Here is a 14,316-nt window from a genome sequence, read left to right on the forward strand (position 1 = left end):
AAACTTCGATTTAAATAGCTTTAACCCAATTTTCATAAGGCTATATTGCTATTCCCTTTTACATTTTTACTTAGGTTAAGAAAAAAAGCAATAGTATTTAAAATATTTCGATTTTAGTATATGGATGAATATTAGGATAGAAAAATACAAAAAATACCACATTTTTCGTATATAGATAGTATTTTTATGCAATAAGTGTTGTTGTATAACACTTTAAAATTATTCTAAAAAAGTAACTTTCTACAGTGAAATAGTTAAATTAATTTTCTATAATAAAATATTTATTTCTGTCAAAAATAGAAAACTAGCATTTATATCTTTTGAAAACTAAAAAAAAGACATAATCCCATATTTATCGGAATCATGCCTGTTTTTTATTCTTCTTTATTTAATTCAAAGCTATTAAGCAATGCACGCACTTCGTCGGTAGATTTTGTATTCATTAACTGATTTCTCAGTTCGCCGGCACCTCGGAAGCCCTTTACATAAATTTTGAAAAAGCGGTGAAGACCCGACATTGAACGAGGAAGTTCTTCGGCATACTTGTCCTGCAAATCAAGTTGTAGTTTCAAAAGGTCAAGATACTCCTCAGGACTGTGCTCCTTTGGTTCCTTTTCAAAAGCGAACGGATTTTTGAAAATACCGCGACCAATCATTACCCCGTCAATTCCGTACTTTTCCGCAAGCTCTAAACCTACTTGACGGTCTGGAATATCACCGTTAATTGTTAGCAGTGTGTTTGGAGCGATTTCATCACGCAATGCTTTAATTTCCGGGATAAGTTCCCAATGTGCATCAACAGCACTCATTTCTTTTCGTGTACGTAAATGAATGGAAAGATTTGCGATATCCTGTTTTAAAATATGTGTAAGCCACTCTTTCCACTCGTCTATTTCTTTATAACCAAGTCGTGTTTTCACGCTGACAGGTAAACCACCTTCTTTAGCAGCTTCGATTAACTCTGCTGCTACATCCGGACGTAAAATCAGACCGCTGCCTTTCCCTCGGCCAGCAACATTCGGTACCGGGCAACCCATATTAATATCAATTCCCTTAAAGCCCAATTCCGCCATACCAATGCTCATCTTACGGAAATTCTCAGGATTGTCTCCCCAAATATGTGCAACAATCGGCTGTTCGTCTTCTGTAAATGTTAAGCGACCACGCACACTTTTGATCCCATCAGGGTGACAGTAACTTTCCGAGTTAGTAAACTCCGTAAAAAATACATCCGGTCTTCCCGCTTCAGCCACTACATGCCGAAATACTAAATCAGTTACATCTTCCATCGGCGCGAGTACAAAAAATGGTTTTGGTAGCTCCTGCCAAAAATTCTCTTTCATATGTTAAGTTCAATTCCTCTCATTACAAACAATCATCTATACTTTTAAATTTCCTCTAACAATATTAGCGTAAATAGTGTAGAAAAGTAAAAGCAGATGATTTAAAAAGCAGTCTTTTAGAATAATTTTTGTTCCATTAACCGATAAGCAGCTTCCTGTTTATCCTTTTTAGCGTTCCTAAAATACTCATCGCTGCTAAGTAACTCGTTTTCGGATTCGCAGGAAGCGGATTATTAATAATTGTAAATGTTGCCTCTCCAAAGTCCCCAGTCACTTCAATTTGATGAATATTTTTATCAATTTCCGGGTCCGCCACTAATGTTACTTTCGTTTCGTCAAACCCAATACTCGCCAATGCAAGCACAATCGACACATTCATATTTTTCGGGTAACATCTAATCGCCTCTGTCGCATTCCCTTCAAATATTACTTTCGCCTCTTCGATTGTTTCCTCAACTAACGAGCTTGCCGGTTTGCGCGTTGTTAGCTTAACGGATGTAACTGTACCAAGCGCATGTGCATTTTGAAGTAAATCCAATCCGCCGACCGCACCTGATGGCAAGTAAAGTCTCCTGTTGTATTCATTCGCCAAGCTGTTTAACTCTGTCAACAGCTCTTCCTCCACTAATGCACCAACACTAATCACAACAACATCTTTTTTCCTGATTGCTGAAGGAAGCAATGTATGGACCGCTTCAATATTTGCGGCCTCCACAACTATATCAATTTCTGAATCTAAAAATGCCTCTATATCCGTGTACAGCTTTACACCATAATTGGATTCTAGCAATTGATGCTTTTCCTTATCTCTTACAAATACGCTTGTAATGCACAAGTTTTCTAGCTGCTTTCCATTGATTTCTTCCAAAAGAAAATGAGCAATTGCACCCGCGCCAATTAAACCGACTTTCATTGTGTACCTCCTATAAATCGTTCATTAATTTCTATTGTACTCTTCTACAACCATATCATAATTTCAGCAATGCATTCTCCCATCCTTTTATCAGAGGGTTTACTTCAATTATATAAGTGAATTCGTTAGTATGAATATAAGGCAAAAATAAGAGGAGGCATTCGTATGGAACTAACAGTTTATTTAGCAGGACAAATTCATGATAATTGGCGGGAAGAAGTTGCACAAAAGGCTAAGGAAAAAAATCTGCCTTTACACTTTGTAGCACCGCAGACAGACCATGACCGTTCAGACAATATCGGCGAGGAAATTTTAGGCATCCAGCCATCAGCATATTATAAGGACAATGCTGCTTCTGATATTAATAATTTCCGGACACAGGTATTAATGCAGAAAGCGGATATTGTCATTGCATTATTCGGTGAAAAGTATAAACAATGGAATACCGCAATGGATATAAGTACAGCGATTGCAATGAATAAACCGACGATCATCATCCGTCCCGAGTCATTAATTCATCCTTTAAAGGAGCTATCCAATAAAGCAAATGTAACAGTGGAATCTGTAGATCAGGCAATTGAAGTAATTCGTTATATATTTGATTAAAGTACCTAATAAAAAAAGAACGAACTCCTTGGAATTCGTTCTTTTTATATAACTATATAATTAAATACGCTTCAAGGCACCATTAGGCTGTGGTAATTCTTGCGCTGTAATTTCATTCATTTTGCAGAAGTGTGTAAAGAATTGCTGAGCCAGCTCTTTTTCCTGAGGGTCCGTTTTTAGGGAGATAATATCACGTAAAATTTGAGCCATCCACATATTGTTAAAGTAACGATGTTTACCTGTATTCCATGTCATTTTGTGAGTGAACTTTTCGTTTACATAATAGTTCCAGAACAGCATTTGCTCTGCTTCCTGTTCCGTCAGTTCAATTCGGTACTTTGAATGGGCAGGAATATAACCATCTTCACTCAGTTTCCCGATAAAATTCTCCTCTACCATATACACACCTAAAATGCGTCGGTCTTTTTCAGCCGAATTCTCATCTACGGCCGTTAATAAGACAGCACTGTTTAAGTGAAGGCGGATCGGTTTTACAGGCTTCCCTTTATTTACACCGCTTTTCGTTAATCCAGAAAAAACTTTCCAATCTGAAAAAGCTGTTTTCTGTTCTTCAGTGTCACACCAAAAAACTAATTGTGATTCAGGATGAAGTTTGAAGTTTTTCATATGTTTTTCATGTATTAATCGAAGTTCCTGGTTTTTACGTTGGAGTTTTAATTTCTCTTCTTTTTGCCATTCTTCTTCTCTTCGCTCAAGTTCTTTTTTCTGAATAATTTTTTCTAATGTTTGAACGTCATCTTTATCGTGAAGTACTAAGTGCTTTCCAAATACATCAGGGAAAACGAATTTTTTACTTTCCGATGCAAAATGTATTTCAATACTTGATTCATTCTGTTTAACGATACTACCCATTCCGAAATGCTTATGTGTAACCTTTTTATTGATTAGATTCATTATTTAAATCCTCCTTGTAAAATAAAAACACAGTTACGTTCAATTGCCAGTCAACAATTAACCCCGTTTAGAGCTTAGACAACTGCTAAAATTTTTGCTCTCGTGAATAAAAAAAGTACATATAAACGTATCCTTAAGAGTGAATAAAAAAGTACAAAGAATACATAATACGCACCGAAAACAATTGTAAGACTATTATAACATTTTTTTATAAAAATTACAAAAATTTTATTGACAATTTATTTTTCGTTAGGTAAAATAAAATTTTGCTCTAAGTCAACTAAAATATTTATCCATTAAAATTATAGTAGGCATCCGTTTCGGACGTGTAAACACATGTCCGAAACGGATGCTTTTTTACTTCCCCTAAAATAATTATTGCAGTAACTTTAAGTTTACTTTCAAAATTTTAAACGTTACGAAGCACTTTACTGCCGGACTTTACATATGTTGCGTATATATAAACATGCCTTGTTTTAGTTCAAGCCTATATTTGCATATAAGTAAGTAAATGGCTGGACGATGATTATGAAATTTAAGGAGTGGATGAATGGGTGCAATTAATGGTGAGAGCTATATTAACCGATTAAATGCGTTGAATAATGAAATATGGCTGGATGGAGAAAAAGTGGAAGGGCTGTTATCTGAACACCCCGTTTTCAAAGGACTTATTCAGACGAAAGCTTCCCTCTACGATTTACAGCACGATTCTAAAATAATAGATGAAATGACTTTCGTATCCCCCCTTTCAGGAAAACGTGTCGGCCTTTCATATTTGATGCCAAAAACGAAAGAGGATTTAATAAAAAGGCGAAAAATGATGGAGCATTGGGCTAAACATACACATGGGATTCTAGGAAGAAGTCCCGACTATTTGAATTCCGTTTTAATGGGTTTCACCTCATCTGCAGCACTGCTTGAAGGACAAGAAAACTGTTACCCAGATAATCTCCGGGCGTTTTTTGAATTGGTGAGAGAAAATGATTTATCGCTTACACATACATTTATTACTCCTCAAGTTAATCGTTCTCAAAGTTATATTGAAAATACGAATGAACCTATTTCTGCAAAGGTGGTCGCGGAGACTGAAGAAGGCCTCATTATAAAGGGCGCACGTCTATTAGCGACTCAAGGCGGTTTAACCGATGAAGTGTTTGTATTTAATGTCGGTAAGCTTGTATTCGGCGAAGATGAAACTTTTTCGTTTGCGGTCCCATCGAATACGAAAGGATTAAAATTTATTTGCAGAGATTCCTTTATAGGCGGAGAGTCTGCATTTGATCATCCTTTAAGTTCAAAATATGAAGAAATGGATTCCATCGTCGTATTTGACAATGTATTAGTACCTTGGGAACGTGTCTTTTTTTACAACAATGTCGAGGTTGCAGAAAAATTTCTTATTCAAAGTGCCTTTCACCATTTTGCCAAGTTTCAAGTTTTAATAAGGCAGATTGTGAAAACGGAGTTTATTTTAGGAATTGCTGAGCTCCTTATCGAGACAATCAAAGTTTATGAGTATCAGCATATTCATGAAAAGATGTCGGAAATTATTGTGGGGCTGGAAACGATGAAAGCACTGTTGGATAAATCGGAGAATGATGCCGCACCAGATGAATTTGGCTATTTGCGTCCAGCAATTTTTCCATTAAAAGTTGCCGGCTATACATTTTCGAAAATTTATCCACGTCTCACTGAAATCATTCAGCTTATTGGTGCAAGTGGAATCATTACACTTCCAACAAAAAATGCATTTCACTCTACAATAAGAGGTGATTTGGATCAATATCTTCAAGCCGCCACTAAACCTGCAGAAGAACGAGTGAAAATATTCCGGTTAGCTTGGGATTTAACGATGAGTTCATTTGGAACGAGGCAAACACAATATGAGCGTTTCTTCTTTGGCGATACTGTTCGGTTAGCGAGCGAATTATATTTCACTTATCCTAAAAAAGAATATGTAGAGGCGGTCAATTCTTTCCTCAATCTGAACGAGCAAGACTGGTGACGTATTCCGCTCTCTTTGGATTCGAACTAAATCTTCCTCCTTGCATATACTAGAGAAGAACGATAATCAAAAAGGATGATATTGAAATGACATCGCTGGAAATGGTGAGCACTATTGTGGCATGTACAAATTCCCATCCATTTGACGAAGATGCAATCGATGAAAGCAGCGATATGAACCGCTGGGAAAATGAAGGCGGCAGACCTCTTTAATTAATTCGACTTATTGTTAATATAATGATGGCTTCCGAATGCAAAGACAATTTAATATAAAAAATATCACTTTTCTCTAAGGAAAAAAGTGATATTTTTGCGTTTTTCAAAGCCATCCCTTTAGGGTGCTTGTCCCAATTCTGATTGTATTTTTCTTTATAGTTTACTTCTTCCATTGACTCATCACTTAAACGTTTAACCAAACATCGGTAATTGAATATAACTGATTTGCTCTTAAAAAATAATTCTTGTTGTAGTTTCTCGTTCGTACGTGTCTGTAGATTCTGTTAAAAAGCAACACAATATATCCCAGCAAATATGCACTCCACTTTTAGAATCACCATTCAGCAATAATTACTTTTAACTTTAACATTTAAACAAGACTCCTCTTTCCAATAACTCGGACTCAGGATCTGATTGGTTTATGACTAATTAGCGAATTTTAAGGAGTCTTTTTTTTTTGAGAAAATACATATGGAAGTATATAAACAAGCTTAATACTGCAATAATTACCACCTCATAAATGCTTCTTTCTTAAGGCAAACTAAAGCAAATATAAAAGGAAGGTGTTGTGCAAAAAACATGAATAAACCTTTCGTGCCGCAGCTTGTTTATTTTGAACCGAAAGCATTGGACTATCCGCTCGGTAAAGAACTAAAAGAAAAATTTGAAGCGTTAGGCATTGAAATACGGTATACAACCTCCCATAACCAAATACGAAATTTTCCCGGAAACAATGATTTGCAAAAGTATCGAATCGCAAAATCTACACTTGTCGTTGGTATTCGCAAAACTTTGAAGTTCGATACGTCCAAGCCATCTGCTGAGTATGCTATTCCGCTTGCTACAGGATGTATGGGTCACTGTCATTATTGCTATTTACAAACAACAATGGGAAGCAAGCCGTACATTCGCACATATGTGAATGTCGAGGAAATATTTGAAGCAGCGGATCAGTATATCGAAGAGCGTGCCCCTGAAATCACTCGGTTTGAAGCGGCCTGTACTTCCGATATTGTAGGGTTGGATCATTTAACACATTCATTAAAGAAAGCGATAGAGCATTTCGGCCAAACTGAGTTGGGCAGGTTAAGGTTTGTTACGAAATTTCATCATGTTGATCATTTACTCGATGCAAAACATAATGGTCATACAAGATTTCGTTTTAGTATTAATGCAGATTATGTCATAAAAAATTTCGAACCGGGTACTTCCTCGCTCGCCCAGCGAATTGAAGCAGCCGGTAAAGTAGCTAGAGCGGGTTATCCTCTTGGATTTATCGTAGCACCGATTTACCTTCATGAAGGATGGGAGAATGGCTACTATCATATGTTTGAACGACTTGACGCCGAACTCCCCCAAGACGTTCGGGAAGATATTACATTCGAATTTATTCAGCACCGCTTTACAAAGGCCGCGAAAAATGTGATTAATAAAAACTACCCGAAGACGAAGCTAAAATTGGACGAATCTGTAAGACGCGTGAAGTGGGGAAAATACGGAATTAGTAAGTATATTTATCAAAAGAACGAAGAAGATGAAATGAAAGAAAAGCTCTACAGCTACATGGAAAAGTTCTTTCCAAATGCGAAACTGGAATACTTTACTTAGATATAAAAGCAAAAGCAGACACGTTCAATTTTGAACTGTCTGCTTCTTATATTTAACGGATTTTTAATTTTTATTTTGTAAAATCAATTTTCTTTTGCAATAAATAAATTGTGACGCCGCCTACTAGCATTGAAAAGGCTTCTCCCACTGCTACCATTCCGTAAGTTGGCCAAAATGGCAGATCAAATACGATCATCAGCTGGGCTGCAACTGTAAACATGGATGCCGTAAAAATAATACCGGTTACAACAATTTTTAACACTAAGTTTTTCATATTTCTTGTAACGATACGGCAAATAACTAATACAATCAGTGTAGCAATCCCGCCTACCGGTACATCAATCCACCACATTGGTGAAAAAAGGTTTGCAATGACTACACCTAATGTTACTGCTACTATGTAACGTTTATGGAATAGCACTAAATAGTTAAACATTTCCGACAGCCTTAATTGAACGGCTCCGAAACTAATGACAGCCAAAACAAGCGTCACTGCTACATAAAGAGAAGCAACGATCGCAACTTTAGCTGTTTCATGCACGTTGACACGTGATGATGAAACAGAATTTTCCATTATTTAATTTCCTCCTTTATAAAATAGCTGTAGTTGCTATTTTACTGATAACTATGACCAAAGGAGCATGGGTGCTAGTACCCTGCCAAAGTGCCATAGTGTGATTTTGCACCCATTCATTATGGAGTAAATATTAAATAATGGCAATACTTTATTTGTTCATCCATCCACCATCGACCGGTAAAATTGTTGCATGCATATAATCGCTTGCTTCACTCGCTAAAAATAACGTAACTTTTGCAACCTCTTCAGGTTTCGCCCATCTGCCGGCCGGTGTTTGCTCTGCTACTTGCTTCGCCATTTCGCCTGAACCTTCAAAATCGGCTGCATTCATCGGCGTTTCAATCGCGCCCGGCGCAATCCCGTTGACACGTATGCCTTCCCTGCAATAATCATAGGAAAGCTGCTTCGTATAACCGATTACAGCATGTTTGGATGCGGTATATGCCGCTCCGCCGCCACCTGCAATCATTCCAGCAATCGATGCCATATTTACGATAACACCGCGCTTTTGAATAAGCATTTTCTTTAATACTGCATTCGTTACAAAGAACATCCCTTTTACATTCACATTAAAGATTTTGTCCCATAGCGCTTCTTCTGTTTCAAGTGAAGGGACATACCCGTCAAGGATACCGGCAGTATTACATAAAATATCTATTGATTCTATTTGTCCAATCGTTTCTTCAATAAACTGTTGATCCGTTACACTTCCTACAAAGTGATGATACTGGTCATCTATTATGACTGCTTTCTGAATATCGATCCCAATAACAGTTGCCCCTTCATTTAAAAAGAAAGCAGCTTGTGCTCGTCCGATTCCCGATGCGGCACCTGTTATAACGACGACTTTATTTTTAAATTGCTTTCCCACTGTAATTCCCTCCAAAAAAATAACTGACTTGCATAAAAACAAGCCAGCAAATAAATTACTTATAGAACGATTTCCCAATCATCCGCTAAAATATCACAAACTGTCGGTGTAAACATCGTATACCCTTCACCAGTTACATTAATAACAAAATAAGGGTTCATATCCAAACCATCCAATGTAGTCGCAGGCACATACTTTACATATAGTTCAGCACCGCCCCAGCCTTTACGGATTATTTTCTCTCCATTTTTTAAACGAGGCAAAATTTCTTCAAATGTCATATTCATCTTCCTTTATGTATTCATATTTCTTACACATATTATAACAATAAGTTGCGCAAAATCACATGCACCGGGTATCAAATGATATCCCGGTGCATGGCATCCTTATGTTCCTCTATGCTTTGTAACTTCTTGCGGCGGGTTATTATGAATTACCTGATTAAACTCTTTTGAATACTCTTCACGGCGATTCGTATCCTTCTTTTCCTTTTTGTTCTTAGTGAAGCTTGTTTTACTTTTTTTCGCCATACTTTTTCACCTCCTAAAAACGAATTGGATTCTTATTTATTTTGCGTAAAATTGATGAATGTATGATGACAATTTTTGAGCTTTGAAACAAGATTATTTTCCGGAGAAATTTTAAAACTTTTTGTATAAAAAATTATATATGACCTATACTATTAAAGATTTCACTTCAAATCTAAGTGACTGGGAGGGTTAACCCGATGAGTGCGAATGATCAATCTCAAAAGGACCAACAAAAACTGAATAAGCTTACACAGAGTATTTTTGGAGCAATCTAAAATTAATCTGAAAGCGAGGCAGTGTGTCATGGAGGATCATAAGTGGTAATCAAAAAAAGAACCTGGAATTAAAAACTCCAGGTTCTTTCTTATTGTTCAGATAATACAATTGAACTCCTCAAAATTTTTAAATTTTTTTCTTGATTAATGTTTAAAAAATGAAATACAGCCTATACTATTAAAGATTTCACTTCAAATCTAAGTGACTGGAGGGTTAACCCGATGAGTGCGAAAGATCAATCTCAAAAGGACCAACAAAAACTGAATGAGCTTAAACAGAATATTTTTGGAGTAATCTAAAATTTAATCTGAAAGCGAGGCAGTGTGTCATGGAGGAGCAAAAGTGATAATCAAAAAAAGAACCTGGAATTAAAAACTCCAGGTTCTTTCTTATTTTAATGGTTTATTACGATTCTATGCCAGCAATGCCAAATCCTCCAGGACCCGCATGAGTTGAAATCATCGCGCCGGCCTGCATCCATCTTACTTTTTCGAAGCCCGATTCCTTAGCGATTTTTTCTAGACGCTTCTTAATCTGTTCATCAAGTCCTATCGAGTAGATTAAATACAATTGCTTCCTATCAATATTGTATTCATTTAAATAATCCCTCATAAGTTTTTCTGCAACAATGTCCATCTTGCCACGGTATTTTCTTGTTGAAACAAGCTTACCTTCTTTTAACTCGATACAAGGCTTTATTTTAAGCAACGCACCACCGATATATGCAATATTACTCACCCGTCCCCCTGCTTTTAAAAAGTCTAAACTTCCAGGCAGGAAAGCTAGCCTTGTTTTAGGGACGATTGATTCGATTTTTGTAATTAAGTGCTCGTGGCTAATCTCAGGCTCTTCTTCAAGTAATTTAGCTGCATGTATCACCACTGCACCTAGTCCACCCGTAACATTTAATGCATCAATCAAAAAAAGATCGTCAAAATCTTCTGCTGCAATTACCGCACTTTGAAAGGAAGCAGATGCTTTTGACGTATAGCCTATGTGAATAATAATGCTTTCAGGAAACTTTAATCGAATATTAGTAAATAAATCTTGATATTCATGGGTATTCGTCGCAGCTGTAGACGGTATTCTTTTCGTTTGATCGTAAAAATCAAAAACCTCTTCTACAGACAGCTCACCATCCAAATAATCTTTTCCATCCATAATAACGTGCATCGGTACTACTTGAATTTGATGTTTTTCAACTAGGTCCTTCGGTAAATCCGCACCACTCTCAGTCGATAAAATAATTCTTTTCATTGTACCTTCCTTTCAAAAACGCAGTCACTGCTGCAGTCTTTTTTTGCGTATTCACCTTAAATATACACTAAAAAGGAAATGCGGGTAGCACAACTTTTAGAATGAGCGTTGTATAAAATACATATAGTAAAATTGAATACGAATTAGAAACATCGTTATTAGTAAGGTGTCAAAATTTACTGCCTTACAATTGGCATCGAACAACATCTGAACGAGCCGCCCGATTTAATAATTTCTGAAAAGTCGACTTCCAGCACTTCATAGCCATGCTGTCTTATTTGATAATTCACATCACGGTTAACCGGCAAGCTTAGTACACGATTTTGTCCGATTGAAAGAACATTTGTCCCCATTGAAAACTGCTCGCTTTCGCTTACTTCTATTAACTGATACATACTCGACAAAAGATTGACTACTTTTGGGTCGAATGCATCCGGAAAAATAAGTGCATCTTTTGATGAAAGAATATTGAATACACAGTCTAAATGTAAGTATTTTGGGTTAAACGGTATTGGAAGAATTTCGTAATCGGGCAGTTCTTTTTGTAAATTTTGAATGGCCTTTTTGCATGTGCGGTCACTAATTCCGATAAACACACGATTGCCATCAATAATCACATCGCCACCTTCAATTGAGTGATCAGAAAGATTATGGTAAGAAAATTTATTGTCCTTAAGCCATTGAGCCAGTACTTCCTCTTCCCCTTGACGGATAGGATTTGCCATCTCTGAAACAAACAACTGATTTCCAATAGTAAAACCAATATCTCGTGTAAACACTTGTTCCGGGTGGTCTTTACTAGGCGGTAGTTTAATTACTTCCACACCAGCATTACGTAATGTTTGTTCAAACTTTTGATGCTGGGCTATCGCAAGATCTTGATCAATATTATCTTGCATATATTTTTTTTGAACATCATTAATCACTTCTTTGATTTCCATATATTTAGGTTCGCATAACACAACCTTTTTTAAAGTTCCATATTCACTTTTACATACTATTTTGGATTGCTTTGAAATTATTTTTACCATAAGTCATCCTCCAAGTTCTTGATTCACCTTTATACCATTCCCTATTCTTGCGTTTTCATAAACCATTTGCTCCATTAAAAGGTGAATACTGTAGTTTTAAGAAATTCTCGTTGGGGTATGGACTTGCAATAAGAATTAGGTGAAGAACATTAACGGAGGAGATTGTATGATTACGAAAGGGCAGGCACTATTAACAAAAGAAGATTTCCATAATCGAACGGATTTGCCAAGTTGGCTCTATAAAGAATATGAAACTTTTCATAATACCGTAACGGATAAAACATTCCCTTGCTTTTTTGGAATGAGCGGCGAACTAAAAGGTGAACTTCGCTATGCGTATATTACACAAGACGACTGGAGCAACTTACCTCACGCAGTAGAAGGTTTTTTAGATTTATTTAAACAGCCTAATTATAAAAGACACGGTCTCTTTGTATTTGTTGAGCCTTTTGTACAAGAAGGGGCGCTAGATGATTATCGTCAGCAGTTTTGGGATATCCTCCAGTACCTACATACAGTCGATAAAGTAGAATGGCCGAAAAACAGTCCTCGTGATCCGGATCATTACTTGTGGGATTTTCATTTCGCTGGAGAGCCGATCTTTGTGTTTGGAAATGCTCCTGCATATAAGAAACGCAAAACCCGCCATTTAGGAAATGCAATGGTACTTGGATTTCAGCCGCGTAAAATATTCCAAGGTTTAGAGGGTACTGAAAAAGGCGGGATTATGTCGAGGGAGAAAGTGCGGAAACGTGTGGAAGTTTGGGATCAGCTTCCGAAGCATCCTGATATCGGCCACTTTGGAGATCCGACACATAACGAATGGAAACAATCTTTTATCGGAGACGATATTATACCTATTCAAGGAAAATGTCCTTTCCAGCATAAATCATTGCTATGAGTTTATATTTCTAATAAATAAAAGAACGAATCCACAGTGAGATTCGTTCTTTTATTTATTTTCAGGCTAACGTTTTCTTTTCGAACGGAATGACATAATAAGGGCAAACAAAAAGAGAAAAATAGTAACAATCCATACAAAATAAAATACCAATCCCAACCCGATATTCGCATCCTGATAATCCATTATTTTATTATCGATCAATGTCCATGTTAATAATGCCAGCGCTGTAATACCGATGAGGCTCACGATTATTCTGGATAGTCCTTTACTTACATAATAGATGACAATTAATAAAGTAATTAATACAATATAAGTTAGTGCCGATATCCATACAATTTTATCCATACTGTATCTACCCCTCAACTATTGAAACGTTATAACTGTATGCCAGCTAACATTCTAATCCTGCAATCCCTACTCCTCCTGGACCAGCATGTGTAGATATTCCAGCTCCCGCTTGCATCCACTTCACATTTTCGAATCCTTTCCCCTTTGCAATTTCAACCATCCGATTTTTAATACTTTCATCAAGTCCGATTGAGTAAATCAAAAATAGCAGTTTTCTATCAATATTATATTCATTTAAAAAATCACGCATAAACTTTTCTGCTACAACACTCATCTTCCCGCGATAGTTTCTTTTTGAAACAAGGTTCCCCTCTTTTAATTCAATACAAGGCTTTATTTTCAACAATGCTCCCCCAAGATAAACAAGATTGCTGACCCTTCCCCCTGCTTTCAAAAAATCGAGACTTCCTGGAAGAATCGCAAGCCGTGTTTTCGGAACAAAGGATTCTATTTTCTCTATTAAACGAATATGGTCAATGCAAGGTTCATTTTCAAGCAAAATGGCTGCATACATGACGATTGCAGCTAATCCACCCGTTATATTTAATGAGTCAATAAGGAAAAGATCTTCAAATTCTTTTGCTGCAATTACCGCGCTTTGAAAAGTGACAGATGCTTTTGATGTACACCCAATATGAATAATAATACTATCCGGAAAATCGGATCTAATTTTTGAAAATAAATTATAATATTCCTGTACATTAGTAGCTGCAGTAGATGGGATTTTCTTAGTCCGATTATAATAATCAAAAACTTCCTCTACAGAGAGTTCCCCGTCCAAATAATCTTTCCCATCCATAATGATATGCATTGGAGCTATTTGAATTTGATATTTTTCAACCAGTTCTTTCGGTAAATCTGCTCCACTGTCAGTTGATAAAATAATCTTTCTCATCGTGTACACCTTCCAAATAACG

Annotated in this window: 17 protein-coding genes; 5 read left to right on the top strand and 12 right to left on the bottom strand. The window is 36.6% G+C overall.

Going from position 1 to position 14,316, the window contains the following annotated elements; all coding sequences use genetic code 11:
• Window positions 1–374: 374 nt before the first annotated feature.
• Together B5473_RS03540 and nadX are read right to left on the bottom strand one after the other, a co-directional pair.
• On the bottom strand, window positions 375–1,343 hold the full coding sequence (locus B5473_RS03540) for a tRNA dihydrouridine synthase (protein ID WP_079523691.1): 969 nt from the start codon (window positions 1,341–1,343) through the stop codon (window positions 375–377).
• A gap of 136 nt (window positions 1,344–1,479) precedes the next feature.
• On the bottom strand, window positions 1,480–2,256 hold the full coding sequence (gene nadX, locus B5473_RS03545) for an aspartate dehydrogenase (RefSeq protein ID WP_079523692.1): 777 nt from the start codon (window positions 2,254–2,256) through the stop codon (window positions 1,480–1,482).
• Window positions 2,257–2,421: 165 nt separating this feature from the next.
• Here nadX and B5473_RS03550 point away from each other — a divergent pair, with 165 nt between their 5' ends.
• Window positions 2,422–2,862 (top strand): YtoQ family protein, encoded by a 441-nt coding sequence (locus B5473_RS03550; protein WP_079523693.1) that lies wholly within the window; start codon window positions 2,422–2,424, stop codon window positions 2,860–2,862.
• 60 nt (window positions 2,863–2,922) lie between these two features.
• Here B5473_RS03550 and B5473_RS03555 read toward each other — a convergent pair whose 3' ends face one another.
• Window positions 2,923–3,777 (bottom strand): malate synthase, encoded by an 855-nt coding sequence (locus B5473_RS03555; RefSeq protein WP_079523694.1) that lies wholly within the window; start codon window positions 3,775–3,777, stop codon window positions 2,923–2,925.
• Between the two features lie 550 nt (window positions 3,778–4,327).
• Here B5473_RS03555 and hpaB point away from each other — a divergent pair.
• Window positions 4,328–5,782 (top strand): 4-hydroxyphenylacetate 3-monooxygenase, oxygenase component, encoded by a 1,455-nt coding sequence (hpaB, locus tag B5473_RS03560; protein ID WP_079523695.1) that lies wholly within the window; start codon window positions 4,328–4,330, stop codon window positions 5,780–5,782.
• 86 nt (window positions 5,783–5,868) lie between these two features.
• Window positions 5,869–5,994 carry a hypothetical protein gene (locus B5473_RS21025; RefSeq protein ID WP_303047302.1) on the top strand — a complete coding sequence of 42 codons (126 nt, stop codon included), beginning with the start codon at window positions 5,869–5,871 and terminating at the stop codon, window positions 5,992–5,994.
• On the opposite strand, the gene B5473_RS20570 is transcribed toward B5473_RS21025, so the two are convergent.
• Window positions 5,991–6,197 carry a hypothetical protein gene (locus tag B5473_RS20570; protein ID WP_176142007.1) on the bottom strand — a complete coding sequence of 69 codons (207 nt, stop codon included), beginning with the start codon at window positions 6,195–6,197 and terminating at the stop codon, window positions 5,991–5,993. The genes B5473_RS21025 and B5473_RS20570 overlap by 4 nt on opposite strands.
• A gap of 379 nt (window positions 6,198–6,576) precedes the next feature.
• Here B5473_RS20570 and splB point away from each other — a divergent pair, with 379 nt between their 5' ends.
• Window positions 6,577–7,605 (top strand): spore photoproduct lyase, encoded by a 1,029-nt coding sequence (gene splB, locus B5473_RS03570; protein ID WP_079523697.1) that lies wholly within the window; start codon window positions 6,577–6,579, stop codon window positions 7,603–7,605.
• A gap of 70 nt (window positions 7,606–7,675) precedes the next feature.
• Here splB and B5473_RS03575 read toward each other — a convergent pair whose 3' ends face one another.
• From B5473_RS03575 to B5473_RS03595, 6 genes are all read right to left on the bottom strand, one after another.
• A complete protein-coding gene (locus B5473_RS03575; RefSeq protein ID WP_079523698.1) occupies window positions 7,676–8,179 on the bottom strand; it encodes a QueT transporter family protein in 504 nt (167 codons plus the stop codon).
• 151 nt (window positions 8,180–8,330) lie between these two features.
• The gene (locus tag B5473_RS03580; RefSeq protein WP_079523699.1) at window positions 8,331–9,053 is read right to left on the bottom strand and encodes a 3-oxoacyl-ACP reductase; all 723 of its coding nucleotides are present in this window, start codon (window positions 9,051–9,053) and stop codon (window positions 8,331–8,333) included.
• A gap of 59 nt (window positions 9,054–9,112) precedes the next feature.
• Entirely contained in the window at window positions 9,113–9,334 is a 222-nt protein-coding gene (locus tag B5473_RS03585; protein ID WP_014822646.1) for a DUF2829 domain-containing protein, read from the bottom strand.
• Between the two features lie 105 nt (window positions 9,335–9,439).
• Complete coding sequence (locus B5473_RS20575) at window positions 9,440–9,583, bottom strand: hypothetical protein (RefSeq protein WP_014822645.1); 144 nt, start codon at window positions 9,581–9,583, stop codon at window positions 9,440–9,442.
• 681 nt (window positions 9,584–10,264) lie between these two features.
• Window positions 10,265–11,116 (bottom strand): DegV family protein, encoded by an 852-nt coding sequence (locus B5473_RS03590; RefSeq protein WP_079523700.1) that lies wholly within the window; start codon window positions 11,114–11,116, stop codon window positions 10,265–10,267.
• Between the two features lie 176 nt (window positions 11,117–11,292).
• The gene (locus B5473_RS03595) at window positions 11,293–12,147 is read right to left on the bottom strand and encodes a dimethylarginine dimethylaminohydrolase family protein (protein ID WP_079523701.1); all 855 of its coding nucleotides are present in this window, start codon (window positions 12,145–12,147) and stop codon (window positions 11,293–11,295) included.
• A gap of 166 nt (window positions 12,148–12,313) precedes the next feature.
• On the opposite strand from B5473_RS03595, the gene B5473_RS03600 reads away from it, so the two are divergent.
• Window positions 12,314–13,048, top strand: a complete 735-nt coding sequence (locus tag B5473_RS03600; RefSeq protein ID WP_079523702.1) for a YqcI/YcgG family protein — start codon at window positions 12,314–12,316, stop codon at window positions 13,046–13,048.
• A 66-nt stretch (window positions 13,049–13,114) separates the two neighbouring features.
• On the opposite strand, the gene B5473_RS03605 is transcribed toward B5473_RS03600, so the two are convergent.
• Together B5473_RS03605 and B5473_RS03610 are read right to left on the bottom strand one after the other, a co-directional pair.
• Window positions 13,115–13,396 carry a potassium transporter Kef gene (locus B5473_RS03605; RefSeq protein WP_079523703.1) on the bottom strand — a complete coding sequence of 94 codons (282 nt, stop codon included), beginning with the start codon at window positions 13,394–13,396 and terminating at the stop codon, window positions 13,115–13,117.
• Window positions 13,397–13,442: 46 nt separating this feature from the next.
• Complete coding sequence (locus B5473_RS03610; RefSeq protein ID WP_079523704.1) at window positions 13,443–14,294, bottom strand: DegV family protein; 852 nt, start codon at window positions 14,292–14,294, stop codon at window positions 13,443–13,445.
• Window positions 14,295–14,316: the final 22 nt, after the last annotated feature.

The organism is Solibacillus isronensis (assembly GCF_900168685.1).
GTDB classification, from domain to species: Bacteria; Bacillota; Bacilli; order Bacillales_A; family Planococcaceae; genus Solibacillus; species Solibacillus isronensis_A.

What these genes read in the sequence shown, in the direction of transcription:
- B5473_RS03590 (WP_079523700.1), bottom strand. Translation starts at nt 11,116, where the DNA reads ATGAAAAGAATTATTTTATCGACTGAGAGTGGTGCGGATTTACCGAAG.
- nadX (WP_079523692.1), bottom strand. Translation starts at nt 2,256, where the DNA reads ATGAAAGTCGGTTTAATTGGCGCGGGTGCAATTGCTCATTTTCTTTTG.
- B5473_RS03600 (WP_079523702.1), top strand. Translation starts at nt 12,314, where the DNA reads ATGATTACGAAAGGGCAGGCACTATTAACAAAAGAAGATTTCCATAAT.
- B5473_RS03595 (WP_079523701.1), bottom strand. Translation starts at nt 12,147, where the DNA reads ATGGTAAAAATAATTTCAAAGCAATCCAAAATAGTATGTAAAAGTGAA.
- B5473_RS03555 (WP_079523694.1), bottom strand. Translation starts at nt 3,777, where the DNA reads ATGAATCTAATCAATAAAAAGGTTACACATAAGCATTTCGGAATGGGT.
- B5473_RS03540 (WP_079523691.1), bottom strand. Translation starts at nt 1,343, where the DNA reads ATGAAAGAGAATTTTTGGCAGGAGCTACCAAAACCATTTTTTGTACTC.
- B5473_RS03610 (WP_079523704.1), bottom strand. Translation starts at nt 14,294, where the DNA reads ATGAGAAAGATTATTTTATCAACTGACAGTGGAGCAGATTTACCGAAA.
- hpaB (WP_079523695.1), top strand. Translation starts at nt 4,328, where the DNA reads ATGGGTGCAATTAATGGTGAGAGCTATATTAACCGATTAAATGCGTTG.
- B5473_RS03550 (WP_079523693.1), top strand. Translation starts at nt 2,422, where the DNA reads ATGGAACTAACAGTTTATTTAGCAGGACAAATTCATGATAATTGGCGG.
- B5473_RS03585 (WP_014822646.1), bottom strand. Translation starts at nt 9,334, where the DNA reads ATGACATTTGAAGAAATTTTGCCTCGTTTAAAAAATGGAGAGAAAATA.
- B5473_RS20575 (WP_014822645.1), bottom strand. Translation starts at nt 9,583, where the DNA reads ATGGCGAAAAAAAGTAAAACAAGCTTCACTAAGAACAAAAAGGAAAAG.
- splB (WP_079523697.1), top strand. Translation starts at nt 6,577, where the DNA reads ATGAATAAACCTTTCGTGCCGCAGCTTGTTTATTTTGAACCGAAAGCA.
- B5473_RS03575 (WP_079523698.1), bottom strand. Translation starts at nt 8,179, where the DNA reads ATGGAAAATTCTGTTTCATCATCACGTGTCAACGTGCATGAAACAGCT.
- B5473_RS03605 (WP_079523703.1), bottom strand. Translation starts at nt 13,396, where the DNA reads ATGGATAAAATTGTATGGATATCGGCACTAACTTATATTGTATTAATT.
- B5473_RS21025 (WP_303047302.1), top strand. Translation starts at nt 5,869, where the DNA reads ATGACATCGCTGGAAATGGTGAGCACTATTGTGGCATGTACAAATTCC.